This is a genomic window from Streptomyces sp. NPDC050315 (assembly GCF_040655775.1).
GTDB lineage: Bacteria > Actinomycetota > Actinomycetes > Streptomycetales > Streptomycetaceae > Streptomyces.
Genome location: NZ_JBFAKN010000008.1, coordinates 355561 through 371631, shown reverse-complemented (window position 1 = coordinate 371631; position 16071 = coordinate 355561). Strand labels below are relative to the sequence as shown.

Sequence of the window (16071 nt, the reverse complement as noted above, 5' to 3'; positions counted from 1 at the left end):
CTTCCGCATTCCGTTGGGCGAGCAGCCGGTGGTGGTTACTCGTGGCGGGGGGTGCGACACGGCAGTGCCCGGTCGGCAGCCGGCCGGGCCGGTTCGCGATTCGGCCTATCCGGGCCGATGCCGTACAGTTCAGCGTACCGACGCGGGGTGGAGCAGCTCGGTAGCTCGCTGGGCTCATAACCCAGAGGTCGCAGGTTCAAATCCTGTCCCCGCTACGAAAGTGAAGGCCCGGGTCCTGAGGACCCGGGCCTTCGCTGTTGCCGTGAGGACGTCGATGAGACCCTCCTCGCCCTTCGTCCGCAACGATCCCTTCCGGCGTGAGCGCGAGCGCACCCCGACAAGTCGGCCACGCCCTGGCTAGCCGTGGCTGATTCCGATCGGAAAGATTTGGTGCAGAAACGGTCCCGGTGACGTGATCGTCGGGCAGGTTACTCGCGGGTTCATGTCCGGGGTTCTCCGAGAGTAGCCCGTTTTCGTCGGATGACCAGGGCCTATGGCCACGGTTCGGACGTTTGGCAGTCGCTGCCGTTCGGACGCTCATGTGGGGTACGGTCGCGGCGCTGCATGGAGCACCACGAGGAGCGGGTCATTGCGCGAGTACTCCGTCCCCCCACTGGCGACGGCGCCCCGGGTCGGCGGTCTGGCGGACGCCGTCTTCGAGAATGCCGAGTCCGGCCCCGACCAGGTCGCACTCTGCCGTAAGGACGACGCGGGACGCTGGGAGGATGTCACCGCCGCGCGGTTCCGCGACGAGGTCATGGCGCTCGCCAAGGGGCTGCTGGCCCAGGGCGTGCGGTTCGGCGACCGTGTCGGGATCATGTCTCGGACACGGTACGAGTGGACGCTGTTCGACTTCGCCCTGTGGTCGGTGGGCGCGCAGCCGGTACCGCTGTACCCGACCTCCTCCGCCGAGCAGGTCTTCTGGATGCTGCACGATTCGGCCGTCTCGTCGTGCGTCGTCGAGCACGAGGACCATGCCATGACCGTCGGCTCGGTCATCGACCGGCTGCCGCACCTGCGGCGGCTGTGGCAGCTGGACGCCGACCCGATCGCCGAGCTGACCGAGGCGGGCGCGCACATCGAGGACGACGTCGTGCACCGGCACCGGATGGCCGTCACCCCGGACGCGCCCGCGACCGTCATCTACACCTCCGGCACCACCGGCCGCCCCAAGGGCTGCGTGATCAGCCACGCCAACTTCATGGCCGAGGCCGACAACGTCGTCGCCCGGTACGAGAAGGTCTTCCACTCCAAGCCCGGCGACGAGGCGTCCACCCTGCTCTTCCTGCCGCTGGCGCATGTCTTCGGGCGGATGGTGCAGGTCGCCGCGATCCGTGGCCGGGTGAAGCTCGGCCACCAGCCGAACCTCTCGGCCACCGCGCTCCTCCCCGACCTGCAGTCCTTCCAGCCGAGCTTCATCCTCGCGGTGCCCTACATCTTCGAGAAGGTGTTCGCGGCGGCGCGGCGCAAGGCCGAGGCGGACGGCAAGGTCGGCCCCTTCGACAAGGCCGTCGACGTGGCGCGGCGGTACGCCGAGGCGATGGAGCACAAGGCGTTCGGCACCGGCTCCGGGCCCGGTGCGGGCCTGCGTATGCAGCACCAGCTGTTCGACAAGCTCGTCTACAGCAAGGTCCGCGCGGCGATGGGCGGCCGGGTCCGGCACGCGATGTCGGGCGGCTCGGCCATGGAGCGTCGGCTCGGTCTCTTCTGGGAGGGCGCGGGCGTCACGATCTATGAGGGGTACGGCCTGACGGAGTCCACCGCCGCGGCCACCGCCAACCCGCCCGAGCAGACCCGGTTCGGCACGGTCGGGCTGCCCATCCCCGGTACGACGATCCACATCGCGGACGACAACGAGGTGTGGGTGCACGGCGGCCAGGTCTTCCAGGGGTACCTCAACGACCCCAAGGCCACCGACGCCGTACTGCACGACGGCTGGCTGGCCACTGGCGACCTCGGGCAGCTGGACGAGGACGGGTACCTCACGATCATCGGCCGCAAGAAGGAGATCCTGGTGACCTCCGGCGGCAAGACGATCTCGCCGGTACCACTGGAGGAGCGCGTACGGGCGCACCCGCTGGTCGCCCAGTGCATAGTGATCGGCAACGACCGGCCGTACGTCGCCGCGCTGGTCACGCTGGACGCGGAGGCGGTGACGCACTGGCTGCAGATGCGCGGCAAGCCGTCCCTGCCGGCCACCGACCTGGTGCGCGACCCGGATCTGGAGACCGAGATCCGGCGGGCCGTGGTCGCCGCGAACACGCTCGTCTCGCAGGCCGAGTCCATCCGTACGTTCCGCATTCTGGCCCACCAGTTCAGCGAGGAGCACGGGCTGCTGACGCCGTCGCTGAAGCTGAAGCGGAAGGCGATCGAGACGGCGTACGAGGCCGAGGTGGCGGCGCTGTACCAGCGGTAGCTCGGTCCGCGGAACGGGTGACACCGCATTCGGTCGACGGCATTCGATGTGCAGTCGACGTGCGCGGGAATGCATGGGTCCGGAAGATCGTTGTGTACCCGTAGAACCTGTACGCCGACCAAAGGACCGATTCGCTCGTGAGCAAGGTTCCCCACATCACCCTCAACAACGGCGTCACCATGCCGCAGCTCGGCTTCGGTGTCTGGCAGATTCCGGACGACGAGGCGTTCACCGCTGTCGGCCACGCCCTGGAGGCCGGGTACCGCAGCATCGACACCGCCGCGATCTACGGCAACGAGGAGGGCACGGGGAAGGCCCTCGCCGCATCCGGCATCGCCCGTGACGAGCTGTTCGTGACGACGAAGCTGTGGAACACCGAGCAGGGGTACGACTCGACCCTGCGCGCGTTCGACGCTTCGCTCGCCAAGCTGGGGCTGGACTATGTCGACCTGTACCTGATCCACTGGCCGCTGCCGGCCCGGGACACCTACGTCGACACCTACAAGGCGTTCGAGAAGATCCAGGCGGACGGCCGCGCCAAGGCCATCGGCGTCTCCAACTTTCAGCCGCCGCACCTCCAGCGGCTGCTGAACGAGACCTCCGTCGTCCCCGCGGTCAACCAGATCGAGCTGCACCCCGAGCTCCAGCAGGCCGAGACCCGCGCCTTCCACGCCGAGCACGACATCGCCACCGAGGCGTGGTCGCCGCTGGGCCAGGGCAAGGGCCTCCTGGAGAACGCCACGATCGGCAAGCTCGCCGAGAAGCACGGCAAGACCCCGGCCCAGGTCGTGCTGCGCTGGCACCTCCAGCTCGGCAACGTCGTCATCCCCAAGTCCGCGACCCCGTCCCGGATCAAGGAGAACTTCGACGTCTTCGGCTTCGAGCTGGACGCCGCCGACATGGACACGCTCGCCGGCCTCAACGCCGACAAGCGGCTGGGCCCGGACCCGGCCACGTTCGACGTGGCCTGAGCCACTCCGGTTCACGGTACGGCGCCGCCGCCCCATTCGCCGGGGCGGCGGCGCCGTTCGCCATAGTTGGTGAGCCGCGGCTCCATGTAGTCGTCGAAGGGCAGAACGTCGTCGTGGAGGCGCGCGTCCGCCTCGGTGACGGCGGAGGCGACGATGCCCCGGTAGGCGTCGCGGTACCGCCCGGCCGGGCCGGCGCCGCTGACGCGCGAGAACGGCAGCGCGGCGGCGGCCGCGCCGGCCGAACTGCCGTACGATCGGCGGCAGTCGGCGGTATGCGATCGACGGTGGGTGATCGGCGGTCGACTGAGGATGATCGACGGTCGACGGATGAGGGGGCGCGGTGTCGCGGCGGGGGAAGCGGTGGCTGATCGGTGCGTGGGGCGCGTTGGTGGTCGCCGGGGGCGGGATGACGTTGGGGCTCAATGGCGGGCTGGAGACGTCGACGCCGGAGCCGGAGTTCGGATGGTTTCCGTTGGGCTCCACGCCCGCGCCGACGGGCTCCACGCCCACTCCGGACGGCGGGTCCCTCTCGCCTTGTCCCTCCGCACCTCCCACCCGCCCCGCCCCCGACCTCAGCCTCACCGGCGAGGCGAAGCCGCCGGCGGAATCGGGGCACGCACGCCTGACGGTCACCGCCATCAAGTGCACGGACGAGTAACCGGCGACTGACGCAACGTCAGCAACCGTGGCGGTCCGGGCCGGTCACCCGCCCCTCACTCCGCCCGGCCCGCGTGGACCGTTTGAGCCGTGAGCAGGAAGGCGTCCGGGCGGTGGGCGATGGCCGCTTCGTCGGTCGGGTCGATGAGGCGGGCCAGCGTCGTGCGGTCGGCTTCGTCCAGGAAGTCGGCGTACTGGTCGGCGGCTCGGGTGAGACGGGCCGCGATGTGGTCGCGGGCGGTGCTGTCGAGCGGCGCCGGCAGGTCGAGGAGGAAGCTGCGGCTGCCGGTGTCGGCAAGCCCCGCGTGCGCCAGGAACGCGGGCCAGTCCTCGACGGTCTCCCGGTACCCCGGGAGCTCCGCCCGCATCTGCGCGAACCACTCCTCCTGGGCCGCGTCCAGCCTCGCCTGCAGGCCGGGTCGGCCGATGCCGATGTCGCGCGGCAGTACCCGGATGGGCAGCCCGCCCTCGGCCACCGCGAGTACCCCGCCGGGTCGCAGCCGCCCGGCCAGTAGTGCCACCGCGGCCCGTTGGTCGCCGACGTGGTGCAGCACCTTGCTCGTCCAGATGAGGTCGGCCGTGCCGAGCCCTTCGAGAGCGTCACCGGGCAGTTCGGCCTCGTGGGTGCGGAACCGGTCGGCGAGGCCGAGCCGCGCGGCGCGGTCCCGGGCGCGGGCCAGCAGCTCCGGCGCCGGGTCCACCGCCACCACCTCCGCGTGCGGGAAGGCCCGCGCCAGCAGGCAGGTGACGACGCCGGGGCCGGAGCCGACGTCCCAGACGCGGCGTACGGATGCCTGCCCCGCTGCCCGTTCCTCGGCCCCGCCGAGCAGCGTGCGCAGCCAGTCGGCGGCCTGTTCGTACAGGGGCGTGGCGAGTTCGGCCTCGCGCTCCAGCACCGGGGCCAGCTCTTCCCAGTCGATCTCCGCGGAGTGGGAGTGGGAGTGGGAGTGGGAGTGCGGCTTGGAGTGGTCGTGGGGGTGCTTGTCGTTCATGGGCCGCCTCCGGTCACGCCAGGTCCGTCACCGTCACCGTGACGGTGAGTGTCGCGACGCCGTGCCGGTCCGGCTCCTCCGGCCCCAACGCCTGCTGGACCGCGGCCGTTACTTCCGTACGTACCGCGCGGACCACGTCCAGCGCGCGGTGGCCGCGACGCACCGCGAGGTGGATCCGCAGCCGCCACAGCCCCGGTGCCTCGCCCGGCTCCGCGCGGACGCCCGTGACGCGTGGCTGTCCGTCGGCGGGGCCGAGCAGGGGGACCGCACCGCGTACGAGATCGCCGAGGCCCGGACGCAGGTACGCGACCCCGGACGTGGCCCGTGCGGCCTCGGCCGCGGTGCGCTGCAGCAGTGCCCGCAGCTCGCGTTCCGTACTGCCGAGGCCCTCGGTCCGGTGTGCGCCGCTCATGCCGGCTCCTCCCCCGCGTCCGCGTCGATGAGGTCCACGACCGCGACGTCGACTTCGGAGACGGCCATGCCGACCGCCTCGTCCGCCGCCGCGAGCACCCGCTCCCGGATCCGCTCCGCCAGTTCCGGCAGCGGCCACTCCAGGCCCGCCGCGACCTCCATCGTCACGGTCGCCGGTCCGCCGGGTGCCTGCAGGGTGACCTTGCAGCTGCCCGCGAACACCGTGGGCAGCGCGTCGGCCGCCGCGCGGAACGCCTTCGCGGCCGCCGCCTCGGTGATCCACGCGTCGTCCGTCGGCTCGCCCAGCGGGAGCGTGCGGCCGGGCCGCAGGTCGGTCCTGACCAGGTCCATCACCCGCGCCGTGATCCGGTCGGCGGCCGCCGCCTCGGCCGCCTCGTCCACGTCGCGGTCCCGGGCCCGGCGTACGTAGTCGTCCAGTATCCCGAGCTGCGCCAGCGCTGCCTGACAGTGCGGGCAGTCGGCTGTATGCAGATCACCCCATGCACCGTCCCGCGTCCCGTCCCGGGCCTCCTCCGCCGCCTCCCAGACCTCCGAGAGCGTGCGGCCGCAGGGCAGTGCCGGGTCCTCGCCCTCGTACGCGTCGCCTAGCGCCATGAGCTCATCGCCTCCGTCAGATAGCGGCGTGCCCGGAAAACCCGGCCGCGCACCGCCTGGTGCGTGCTGCCGACGATCTCGGCGATCTCCTCGTACGGCAGCCCCTGCAGCTCGCGCAGGACCCAGCAGGCGCGCTGTTCGGGGGTGAGCCCCTGCATGGCGTCGCTCAGTGCGCGTACCGCCGCCTGCGACTCGGCCGCGCGGACCGGCGACGAGGCGTGTTCGGGCGCGGGCGGTTCGGGGACCGAGCCGAGGTCCTGGGTGGGGCGGCGGGCCCGCAGGATGTTCAGGCAGCGGTTGGTGACGATGCGGTACATCCAGGTCGGGAACGAAGCGTCGCCGCGGAATTCCGGAATCCGGCGCCAGGCGTTGACGAATGCGTCCTGCACCGCGTCCTCCGCGTCCGTCCGGCTGCCCAGGAGCCGGGTCGCCAGCCGCAGCAGGGACGGGCCGTGCCGGCGTACGAGCATCTCGAACGCCCCCTCGTCCCCTTCTCCGGCCCGCGCGGCCAGGAGGGCATCGCCGGGTTCGGGCACCCGTCCGCTCCTCTCGGTCGGCACCGCGGAACATGCGTGCCAGGCATCACTGCCCCGGTACCCATTGGGGCACGCTCCGCTCCCGAAGTCCCGGTACGGCACGCGCAAAGCGCGGTGATTTTCCCGCTTTCCGATCATTCGCCGGGACCGTTGGGCACGGGCCCGGTACGGAAGGGTCCGCCGCACGGGGCAGGATGGGGCGCGGGCCGTAAGCGGAACGGACCATGAGCGGAACGGTCCGTACGGAAAGGAAGACCAGCACGATGGAGGTCGGCGATGAGCGCCGGGTACCGGAACAGCAGACGCCGGAGCGGGCCGGGCCGGTGCGCGGAGCGGTACAGGACGTCGTGCGCTCGCTGCCGGACTGGCGGCAGTGGCGGACCGCGCTGTGCCGTACGCCGCTGTCCGTGTGGCGCGACGATCTGACGGACTGGGCGGCCAGCCTGACGTACTACTCGGTGCTGGCGCTGCTGCCCGCCATGATCGTGACGGTGTCGCTGATCGGGCTGGCCGATCCGCCCGCGACCGGGCAGCTGATCGAGCACATCAGCGCGCTCGCCCCGGCCCAGTCCGGCGCCACGCTGCACCGCGCGCTCATCTCCATGTCCCACCAGCGGACCGCGGCCTGGCTGGTGGTGGGCGGTGCGACGGTCAGTGCGGTGTGGTCCTCGTGCAGCTATCTCGCGGTGTTCCGGCGGGCGCTGCACGCCATGCACCGGGTCAAGGACGACCGGCCGCCGTGGCGCAAGGCGCCGCGCATCCTCGGTACGGCGCTGGTGCTGCTCGCCTCGCTCATCTTGAGCGCGGTGGCGCTGCTGGCGAGCGGGCCGCTGGCGCGCGCGATGGGGCGCGCCGTGGGGCTGGGCCGGGCGGCCGAGGTGACCTGGAGCGTGGTCAAGTGGCCGCTGCTGCTGTGCCTGGTGACCGTGCTGGTACTGGTCCTCTTCCGCTCGGGGCCGCCGGCCTCGCGCGGGGTGCGGCGCGGGGTGCCCGGCGGCGTCCTGGCGGTCCTGCTGTGGCTGGTCTCCTCGGCGGGCTTCGCGCTGTACGCGTCGTACGTCGGGACCTTCAACCGGCTGTACGGGTCGCTCGCCGGCCCGGTGGTCTTCCTGATCTGGCTGTGGTTCTCCCACCTGTCCCTGCTGACCGGCGCGCAGTTCAACGCGGAGCTGTCGCGGGCTGCGGGGCCGCGCGCCGGGCGGGACCGGGACCGGGACCGGGTCAGCCGGCCCCGTGGCCCGCTGCGACGGCTTCGATCCGCTGTGCGAGAGCGAAGTCCTTCTCGGTGACGCGGCCGCCGGCGCTGTGGGTGTTCACCGCGATCGTCAGCTTGTTGTAGCCCAGCGTCTGTTCGGAGTGGTGGCCCAGTTCCTCCTGGATCTGGGCCACGTGGATGACCATCGCGGCCGCCGGGAGGTGGCTGTCGAAGCCGTACGTCCGGGTCAGCTTGTCGTCGGCGACCGTCCAGCCGGGCAGCTCCGCCAGCCGGTCCTCGATCTCCTTGTCGGTGAGCGGATCCACCTGACCGTTCATGCCGTCCGCCTCTCAGCCGTCGCGTGTGTACAGCGAGCCGTCGCCTGGATACTGCATTGCAGGTTGCCGTCACCTGGATACTGCATCCAGCATTTCCACCCACCTTCGCACGCCGAACCCGCTTTCGCGCCAATGTACGGACGGGCGTGCCGCGCGAGTTACTGGTGCGCCGCGGCCACCAGCGCCGCCACCCGGTCGATCGCGAAGGCGTAGCCCTGGACGCCGCAGCCCGCGATGACGCCGTCGGCGCGGTGCGAGACGTAGGAGTGGTGCCGGAACTCCTCGCGGTGGTGGATGTTGGAGATGTGTACCTCCAGGACCGGCATCCCGTCGCAGGCGTTGAGCGCGTCGAGGATCGCGACGGAGGTGTGGGAGTACGCGGCCGGGTTGATCACGATGCCCGCGTGGCTGAGCCGGGCCTCGTGGATCCAGTCGACGAGCTGCCCCTCATGGTTCGACTGCCTGCAGTCGACCGTGCCCCCGTGCGCGGCCGCGGCCTTGGCGCACAGCGCCTCGACGTCGGCGAGGGTGTCGGAGCCGTAGATCTCCGGCTGCCGCTGGCCCAGGAGGTTCAGGTTCGGGCCGTTGAGGACGAGGATCGGGGCGGTGGCGAGGGTGCGGGGCATGTGCTCTCAACTCTCCGTTCGGTACGGCGCTCTCAGGGCGCCAGTATCCCCTTCGGCGAGTCCTCGGCCGCTGCGGGGGCGTCGGCGGTCGCGGCGGTCGCGGCGGTCGCGGCGATCTCAGCCTCAGCGGAGACCTCGGCCTCTACGGAGGCTTCGGCCGTGTCCCGCTCGCGTGCCGTCCGCCGGGCCCGCATCCACGCGTACACCAGGATGCCCGCGAAGAGGAACAGCACGCCCTGGTAGATCGCCGCGTACCCGGCGCCCGCCACCAGCCAGAAGGTGAAGCCGAAGGCGGCCAGCGCGAGGACCAGGTCACGGGCGAAGCGACCGGGGCGCACCTCGTCGCGGCGCCCGGTGAGCAGGAAGTACACCTGCGCGCCGGCGGCGAGGAGGTAGGGCACGGTGGCCGAGAAGGTGGTGATCAGGACGAGGATCTCGAAGACGCCGCCGGCACCGGAGACGTAGTTGCACACGGTGAGCGCCGAGGCCAGGACGACCGAGGCCAGCACGCCGAAGGTGGGCACGCCGCGCCGCTTCTTCCGGAAGGCGGCCGGGAACAGGCCGTCCCCGGCGGCGACGTACGGGGACTGGGCGCTCATCAGCGTCCAGCCGTTCAGCGCGCCGAGGATGGAGATCACGGCGGCCGCGGCGATCAGCGTGCCGCCCCAGGTGCCACCGAACATCGCGTTCATCGCGTCGGAGAACGGGGCCTGGGAGTCCACCAGCTTGTCGTGCGGGACGGTGCCGAAGACCGAGAGGGTGCCGAGGAGGTAGACCACGGCGGCGCCGAGGACACCGAGGACGGTGGCCCGGCCGACGTTGCGCCGCGGGTTGCGCACCTCGCCCGCGCTCATCGCGGCGGACTCCACACCGACGTAGCTGTACAGCAGGATCGCGGCGGCGGCCGAGAGCCCGCCGAGCGAGCTGCCGCTGCCCTCGTGGAAGTTGCCGAGGTTGTCCGGGTCGAAGAAGAAGAGGCCGGCGATCGCGATGAACAGCAGCGGCAGGAACTTCAGGACGGTGGCGATCAGCTGTACGGCGCCGACGTAGCGGGTGCCGGCGAAGTTGGAGATCGCCGGGAGCCAGAGGGCGATCAGCGCGACGGCCAGGTCCATGCCCTTGGAGTCGTGGCCGGGGAAGAGCACGTGGACGTAGCCGACGGCGGCCACGGCGAGGGCCGCGTTGCTGACCCAGGACATGGTCCAGTACGACCAGGCGGAGAGGAAGCCGGCGAAGTCGCCGAACGCCTCGCGCGCGTAGACGTACGGGCCTCCGGTGTCCGGGTGGCGCTGCGCGAGGCGTCCGAAGACCAGCGCCAGCGCGAGGGCGCCGAGGGTCAGGACGCCGAAGGCGACGAGGCTGACGGTGCCGTAGGGGGCAACCGAGGCGGGGAGCAGGAAGATCCCGCCGCCGATGATGTTGCCCATCACCAGGGCGGTGGCGGTCCCCAGACCGAAGCGGCGGGTGTGCCGGTCGTGCATGGCGAGTGGTGGCTCTCTCTTGTGCTCTTTGTCCGAGCGCTTGTGCTCTGCGTTCGAGCGCTTGTGCTCTGCGCCCGAGGTCGCCGGACGCCCTGCGTACCTGGCCTGCGTCAGGCTCCTGGCACGCGCCGCGCCCGGCCGGGTGGCAACGGGCGCCCCACCATGGTCCGCGACCCCGGAGGCCGCCTCCAAATCAACGCTTTTTGTCCTGTGCGGCGCCATCGGCGGACGAAAAAGCTTCGGGCCCGCCCCCTTGCGACCGTATTTCGTCCTCCCCTGGCCGCTCCCCTATCGGCACCGCCGGCCCGCCGCCCTCTCCCAGCCAGCGGCGGAAGACGCGATGTAGCCGCTCGGCACCGACCAGCTCCACGCCCTCCGCCACCGGCGGCGTGAGCTCCTCGGGCCAGAGCAGGAACGGGCGGGACTGCTCGCCGCCGAGGCCACCGTGCGAGCCGATCTGTTCCTCGAAGGCGTGCACCTCTCCTGTCTCCGGGTCGCACGAGGAATTGATCATGATGTCGGCGACGTGCGGGAAGCCGTCGGTGCGGCGTACCGCGTCCGCCGCGCCCGGCCCGAACGGCGCCAGCGGGTCCTCGCCGACGATCCGCCCGGTGTCGAGGTGGTGCGCGCCCCCGCGCGGCCCGAGCACGACCGCACCGTGCTCCTCGGACCGTACGAGCAGGAAGCCGATGCCCGGATGCTCGGCGAGGGTGCTCAGCAGCGCCGGATTGCGGCGGTCGATCTGCTCGCGCGTCGCCCGGCCCGGTATCGAGGGCAGCGACACCAGGCCGAGGTTCCCCGAGGCCAGCACGATCGGCTCGGCGGCGCGGCGGGCGCGCCGCGTGGTCTCCTCCGGCTCCTCCTCGGGGCGGTGCAGCGCGGCGCGCGCGGTGTTCCTGGCCTCGGCGCCGGTGGGGCTGCGCCGCGCCCGCCGGGACACCGGCAGCCCGCAGCCGGCCCGCACCAGGTCCTCCAGCGTCAGCCCGTACCGCCCGGCGAACGTCTCGCCCGCGCTCTGGCCGTGGTCGGAGAGGAGCACGATCCGGTACGGGCGCGGCGCGTGCGGGGCGATCTTCGCGATGAGCGCGAGCGAACGGTCCAGCCGCCGCAGCACCAGCCGCGCGTCCCGGCTCTCCGGCCCGGAGTGGTGCGCGACCTCGTCGTACGCGACCAGATCGGCATAGATCGCGGTCCGGCCGACCAGCATGTCGCCGATCACCGCGGCGACCACCACGTCCCGCTCGACGACCGTCGCGAAAGCCCGCACGAAGGGGTACAGCCCGCCGCGCTTGACCCGCGGCCCGTCATCCCGGAAGCGCGCCCGCAGCGACTGCTTGATCTCCCGGAACACCTCCACGACGAACGACGCGGCGGTACGAGTGGCATTGGTCGGGTCGGAGAAGTACGCGAAGTACCCGGCCCGGGAGCGGTTGTAGCGGCCGCGCCGGGCGGCCACCGAGAGCACCAGCGCGAGCTGCGCCGCGCCGCCGCTGAAGAGATTGCCGCGGCTCGCGCCGTCCACGGAGAGCAGGCCGCCGCTGCCGGTCCTGGCCATCGCGCGGCGCTGCAGCTCGGCGGCGCTGGTCGGGCGGTTGCTGACGATGACCTCGCCGGTCTCCTTTTCGTACCAGCGGAAGGCGGGCAGGTCGTGGTTGGTGCCGTGCAGGATGCCGAGCTGGCTGGCGCCGGTCTGGCTGGACCAGTCGGTGCGCCAGGGGGTGAGCGTGTGGGTACTCCCGGCCCAGCTCGCGACGGTGGGCATGAGCGGGTCGGGGCCCGCCAGCGCGTCCACGAGCACGTCGTGCCCGACCCCGTCGAGCTGGAGGAACACCGTCCCGGGCGGGGCGCCCGCCGGGTCCTGCACGACGGTGGTGCGCCGCCGGAGGGCCAGTCGGGCCAGCCGTCTGCGGTACGCGTCGTCGTCGCCGACCGCGAGCGCCGCCCCGGTGGCGGAGGACACCGCCGACATCACGGCGGCGACCACCACGGCCGTCTCCGGGGAGGCCGCGCCGCGCCCGTCGGGGATCAGCCAGAGCGCGACCAGCAGCAGCGAGCCGTTGAGCGCGAAGACCAGCAGGCCGAGCACGAGCGCGGGCACGAGGAGCAGGGTGCGTACGAGAAGCGGCCACACCAGGGCGCCGAGCAGGCCGAAGACCCCGGCACCGAGCGCCGCGGTCACCGCCGTACGGGTGGCGCTGTCGCCGTCGACGGACTGCAGCCGGAAGTCGGGCAGCGCACCGGCCAGTACGAGCATGGCGACGGTCGACACCGCCCAGACCGCGATCACTCGCAGCAGGGCACCGCCCGCGCTCCGCCATCGAGGTCGCCGCACTCCGCACTCACCTTTCCTCCCACATGTCCGGTACGTGTCACCGGTCCGCGCTTCAGCGTGCCACACGAGCCGGGACCGGTCGGATGCCTGTGGACAACCACTCGAAAACCACGACATCGCCCCTTGTGGATAACCGAGACAATGGCCAGGGCAATGGAAACGGCAGGGGGAAGCGGTCGGCGGGAAACAGCTTCCCGCGCGGCGGCCCGGCAGCCGGATTTGGCAGGATGAAGCGTGATCACTTTGCACACGCAGCGGCTCACATTGCGCCGCTGGCTCCCCGGGGACCTCCAGCCGATGGCTGCCGTGAACGCCGACCCGGACGTCATGCGCTGGATCGGGAACGGTGCGACCCGCAGCCTGACCCAGACCGCGTCCGGCATTTCCTCCTGGGAACAGGAGTGGGACATCGAGGGCTTCGGACTGTTCGCGGTGGAGCTGCGCGCCTCGGGGGAGCTCGCCGGGTTCGTCGGGCTGTCGGTACCGCACTTCCTGCCGGAGGTACTGCCCGCCGTGGAGATCGGCTGGCGGCTGGGCCGGCCGTACTGGGGACGAGGCATCGCCACGGAGGCGGCGCGGGCCGCGCTGGACTACGGGTTCCGCGAGCGCGGCCTGGAGCGGATCATCAGCATCGCGCAGCGCGGCAACGACGCCTCCGAACGCATCATGCGCAAGCTGGGCATGCGACTGGACCGCGAAACGGTGGACCCGACGTGCGGCCGCACGGTCCGGGTGTACGTCATCGACAGCCCGGAGCTGCGCGTAGGGTCGAGGAGCGGGGCATAAGGCGAACGGAGGTCAGCCGTGTCGGTGGAGGTCACGTGGTGGGGACATGCCACCGCGACGGTCGAGGACTCCGGGACGCGGCTGCTGACCGACCCGCTGTTCGTACGGCGCCTGGCGCATCTGCGGCGACGGCGTGGGGCCGTACCTGACAGCCGTGCCACCGTGGCGGACGCGGTACTGATCTCGCACCTGCACGCCGACCATCTCCATCTGCCCTCGCTGGCCCGCCTCGCGCCCGGTACGCGGCTGATCGTGCCGCGTGGCGCGCCCGCCGCACTCCCCGGGCTGCGCCGCACCGCGGACGCCCACGACCTGCCCGTGACGGAGCTCGGCCCCGGCGAGAAGACCGAGGTCGGCGCGGTCACCGTACGGGCGGTCACCGCGGCGCACGACGGGCGGCGGCTGCCGTACGGGCCGCACCGGGTGCCGGCGCTCGGCTATGTGATGCGGGGCGCGGCGACGACGTACTTCGCGGGTGACACCGGGCTGTTCGACGGGATGGCGGACGAGGTCGGGGCGTGCGACGTGGCGCTGCTGCCGGTGGGCGGCTGGGGCCCGTTCCTCGGGCACGGGCATCTGGACGCGCGCCGCGCGGCGGAGGCCGCGGCCCGGATCGCGCCGCGTGACGCGGTCCCGGTGCACTACGGCACGTACTGGCCGATCGGCATGGACGCCGTGCGGCCGCACGAATTCCACGCGCCGGGGCAGGAGTTCGTACGGCAGTCGGCGCTGCTGGCGCCCGAGGTGACCGTGCACCAACTGGAGCACGGCGCCTCAGTGCGGCTGGCGGCGGGCCGGTGAGCGCTTCCTGGGCACCGGTCCTCGCGCTGGCCGCCGTCCCGCCGGAGTCCACGCAGCAGGCGGCCGGTTATCCGTCGCTCTTCGTGCTGGTGGTGCTCGGCTCGCTGGTGCCGGTGGTACCGACCGGGGCGCTGGTCAGCTCGGCGGCGGCGGTGGCCTTCCACCACACCGCGCCGTTCTCGCTGCTGCTGGTCTTCCTCATCGCGTCGGCCGCGGCCTTCCTCGGCGACATGGCGCTGTACTGGCTGGGCGCGCGCGGAGTGCGGTCCAAGAACGGGTCCCGGTGGCTGGAGCGGCTGCGCGAGCGGTCGGCGCCGGAGCGGCTGGCGCAGGCCCGGACGCGGCTGGACGAGCACGGGGTGCAGGTGCTCGTACTGTCCCGGCTGGTGCCGGCCGGGCGCATTCCGATCATGCTGGCGTGCCTGCTGGCGAAGCTGCCGGTCCGCTGGTTCGCCCGCGGCGACCTGCCGGCCTGCCTCGCCTGGGCGGCGACGTACCAGCTCATCGGCATTCTGGGCGGCTCGCTCTTCAGCGAGCCGTGGCAGGGCGTGGCCGCGGCGGTCGGCCTGACGGTCCTGCTCAGCGCGGCCCCTGCGGCCTGGCGCCGAATCCGCCGGCTCCGCCGCCCGCACGATCACTCGGCCTGACACACCCCTGCCCTCTCGTTGCCGGTGGCGCGCTTCAGTCGGTCTTCGCCGACTCGTCGAAGAATCTGACGATCCGGGGCAGGGCTTGCCGGACCGATTCGTTGTGGTCGTGGTCGCCGACGTCGGTGAGCCGATGTGCGGCGTCGTTCCTCGTCAACTGGTCGGCACAGTAAGCCGCGTGACTGGAGTCGACGTCCTTGTCGCCCCGGCCGTGGAAGATCTCCACCGGTACGTTCGGCCGCCAGTCGCACGTGTGGTCCATCGGGCGCAGCTTGTCCTTCAGGACACCGTCGGGCTTACGGATCTTGTTCAGGAAGGCCTCGGTGAACAGGTCCTTGGAGGCCGCCGGGAGTTCGCCGGCGATCTGGCCGGCGGTGTGATGGCCGTCGAAGAGACCCTCCACCTTGCTGTCGTAGGGGGCGCGGAAGACGTCGCCGGGTGACGTGTAAAGGCCGTACATCTTGTTCCAGGCGGTGACGAAGTAGGCGAGGTAGAGGGCGGATTTGGCGATCTTGTCGTCGGCCGCGGCGGCCTCGAAGGCCGAGAGGTGGTAGGGGCCGCTGACCGGGGCGAGTGCGCCCAGCCGGAAGTAGCGGTCGGCGCCCTTCTGCTGCAGCGCCCGGCCTACCAGCATGGTCGCGGGGCCGCCCTGCGAGAACCCGCTGACCTCGACCTTCCGCTTCAGCTCCCGGCCGCTCCGGTGGGCGAAGGTCCGGGCCGCGCGCAGGCCGTCCACCGAGGCCGCGACGGTGGCCCGAGGATCACCGTAGGGGTGGAAGCCCTCGCCCGAGCCGAGGCCCACGTAGTCGGGCGCCGAAACGGCCCGCCCGGTCGAGGCGAACAGCAGGGCGACGAGCCGGTCGTTCGACTTCGGGTTCTCCGAGGCGACGTCCTTGCGGTACACGGTGGTGCCGTGCAGCCAGGAGACGGTGGTCAGGTGGCGCGCCCCGTTCTTGGGCAGGGCGACGAGCTGGCTCGCGGTCGTGGGGGCGCCCGCGCTGTCAGTGGTGCGGTAGGTGATCCGATAGGCGGTCACGCCGTGGCGGACCTGGGACGAGTCGATCTTTCCCCGGAGTTCTCCGGCCACTTCCTCCGCTGTGAGGTCGGCCGCTTGCTCGACGGAGACGACGGCCCCGCCTTGCGCCCGCTCGCTGTCGGAGCCGGTCGCCGCCGAGACCGGAGCCATCAGGGCGGACGCACTGCCGAGGGCCGCCGCACCAGCCAGAATCCGGATTTTTGTGCGTCGTGAAGTCATGGATGGATCATG

15 protein-coding genes and 1 tRNA gene are annotated in these 16071 nt (G+C 71.9%); 7 read left to right on the top strand and 9 right to left on the bottom strand.

The annotated features are described in order from the left end of the window. The first annotated feature begins 141 nt into the window (after positions 1 to 141). From AB0I82_RS29035 to AB0I82_RS29025, 3 genes are all read left to right on the top strand, one after another. Positions 142 to 215 (top strand) — tRNA-Met (locus AB0I82_RS29035). 374 nt (positions 216 to 589) lie between these two features. Continuing rightward, a complete protein-coding gene (locus AB0I82_RS29030) occupies positions 590 to 2416 on the top strand; it encodes a long-chain fatty acid--CoA ligase (RefSeq protein ID WP_363260339.1) in 1827 nt (608 codons plus the stop codon). A 137-nt stretch (positions 2417 to 2553) separates the two neighbouring features. After that, on the top strand, positions 2554 to 3387 hold the full coding sequence (locus AB0I82_RS29025; RefSeq protein ID WP_363260338.1) for an aldo/keto reductase: 834 nt from the start codon (positions 2554 to 2556) through the stop codon (positions 3385 to 3387). 713 nt (positions 3388 to 4100) lie between these two features. Here AB0I82_RS29025 and AB0I82_RS29020 read toward each other — a convergent pair. From AB0I82_RS29020 to AB0I82_RS29005, 4 genes are read right to left on the bottom strand one after another with little or no spacing between them, the layout of a single operon-like run. Next, the gene (locus AB0I82_RS29020) at positions 4101 to 5036 is read right to left on the bottom strand and encodes a class I SAM-dependent methyltransferase (RefSeq protein ID WP_363260337.1); all 936 of its coding nucleotides are present in this window, start codon (positions 5034 to 5036) and stop codon (positions 4101 to 4103) included. Between the two features lie 13 nt (positions 5037 to 5049). Next, complete coding sequence (locus AB0I82_RS29015) at positions 5050 to 5448, bottom strand: hypothetical protein (protein WP_363260336.1); 399 nt, start codon at positions 5446 to 5448, stop codon at positions 5050 to 5052. Then, entirely contained in the window at positions 5445 to 6062 is a 618-nt protein-coding gene (locus AB0I82_RS29010) for an Asp23/Gls24 family envelope stress response protein (protein ID WP_363260335.1), read from the bottom strand. The genes AB0I82_RS29015 and AB0I82_RS29010 overlap by 4 nt, the downstream gene beginning before the upstream one ends. Then, a complete protein-coding gene (locus AB0I82_RS29005; protein ID WP_363260385.1) occupies positions 6053 to 6532 on the bottom strand; it encodes a sigma-70 family RNA polymerase sigma factor in 480 nt (159 codons plus the stop codon). The genes AB0I82_RS29010 and AB0I82_RS29005 overlap by 10 nt, the downstream gene beginning before the upstream one ends. 290 nt (positions 6533 to 6822) lie before the next feature. Here AB0I82_RS29005 and AB0I82_RS29000 point away from each other — a divergent pair, with 290 nt between their 5' ends. Further along, positions 6823 to 7887, top strand: a complete 1065-nt coding sequence (locus AB0I82_RS29000; RefSeq protein ID WP_363260334.1) for a YihY/virulence factor BrkB family protein — start codon at positions 6823 to 6825, stop codon at positions 7885 to 7887. Here the strand turns inward: AB0I82_RS29000 and AB0I82_RS28995 are convergent. The 4 genes from AB0I82_RS28995 to AB0I82_RS28980 form a co-directional block, all read right to left on the bottom strand. Further along, positions 7820 to 8131: a 4a-hydroxytetrahydrobiopterin dehydratase gene (locus tag AB0I82_RS28995; protein ID WP_363260333.1), complete on the bottom strand. Its 312-nt coding sequence runs from the start codon at positions 8129 to 8131 to the stop codon at positions 7820 to 7822. The two genes, AB0I82_RS29000 and AB0I82_RS28995, sit on opposite strands and share 68 nt — an antisense overlap. Before the next feature lie 158 nt (positions 8132 to 8289). Beyond that, positions 8290 to 8757, bottom strand: coding sequence for a type II 3-dehydroquinate dehydratase (aroQ, locus tag AB0I82_RS28990; protein WP_363260332.1), 468 nt, complete (start codon positions 8755 to 8757; stop codon positions 8290 to 8292). A 32-nt stretch (positions 8758 to 8789) separates the two neighbouring features. Continuing rightward, on the bottom strand, positions 8790 to 10238 hold the full coding sequence (locus AB0I82_RS28985; RefSeq protein ID WP_363260330.1) for an amino acid permease: 1449 nt from the start codon (positions 10236 to 10238) through the stop codon (positions 8790 to 8792). A 193-nt stretch (positions 10239 to 10431) separates the two neighbouring features. Then, positions 10432 to 12570 carry a phage holin family protein gene (locus AB0I82_RS28980; protein ID WP_363260329.1) on the bottom strand — a complete coding sequence of 713 codons (2139 nt, stop codon included), beginning with the start codon at positions 12568 to 12570 and terminating at the stop codon, positions 10432 to 10434. 234 nt (positions 12571 to 12804) lie between these two features. Here AB0I82_RS28980 and AB0I82_RS28975 point away from each other — a divergent pair, with 234 nt between their 5' ends. From AB0I82_RS28975 to AB0I82_RS28965, 3 genes are read left to right on the top strand one after another with little or no spacing between them, the layout of a single operon-like run. Next, positions 12805 to 13356, top strand: a complete 552-nt coding sequence (locus tag AB0I82_RS28975; protein WP_363260328.1) for a GNAT family N-acetyltransferase — start codon at positions 12805 to 12807, stop codon at positions 13354 to 13356. Positions 13357 to 13374: 18 nt separating this feature from the next. Then, a complete protein-coding gene (locus AB0I82_RS28970; RefSeq protein WP_363260326.1) occupies positions 13375 to 14157 on the top strand; it encodes an MBL fold metallo-hydrolase in 783 nt (260 codons plus the stop codon). Continuing rightward, positions 14154 to 14804 carry a VTT domain-containing protein gene (locus tag AB0I82_RS28965; RefSeq protein WP_363260325.1) on the top strand — a complete coding sequence of 217 codons (651 nt, stop codon included), beginning with the start codon at positions 14154 to 14156 and terminating at the stop codon, positions 14802 to 14804. The genes AB0I82_RS28970 and AB0I82_RS28965 overlap by 4 nt, the downstream gene beginning before the upstream one ends. A gap of 34 nt (positions 14805 to 14838) precedes the next feature. On the opposite strand, the gene AB0I82_RS28960 is transcribed toward AB0I82_RS28965, so the two are convergent. After that, the gene (locus AB0I82_RS28960) at positions 14839 to 16059 is read right to left on the bottom strand and encodes a lipase family protein (RefSeq protein WP_363260324.1); all 1221 of its coding nucleotides are present in this window, start codon (positions 16057 to 16059) and stop codon (positions 14839 to 14841) included. Between the last annotated feature and the right edge of the window lie 12 nt (positions 16060 to 16071).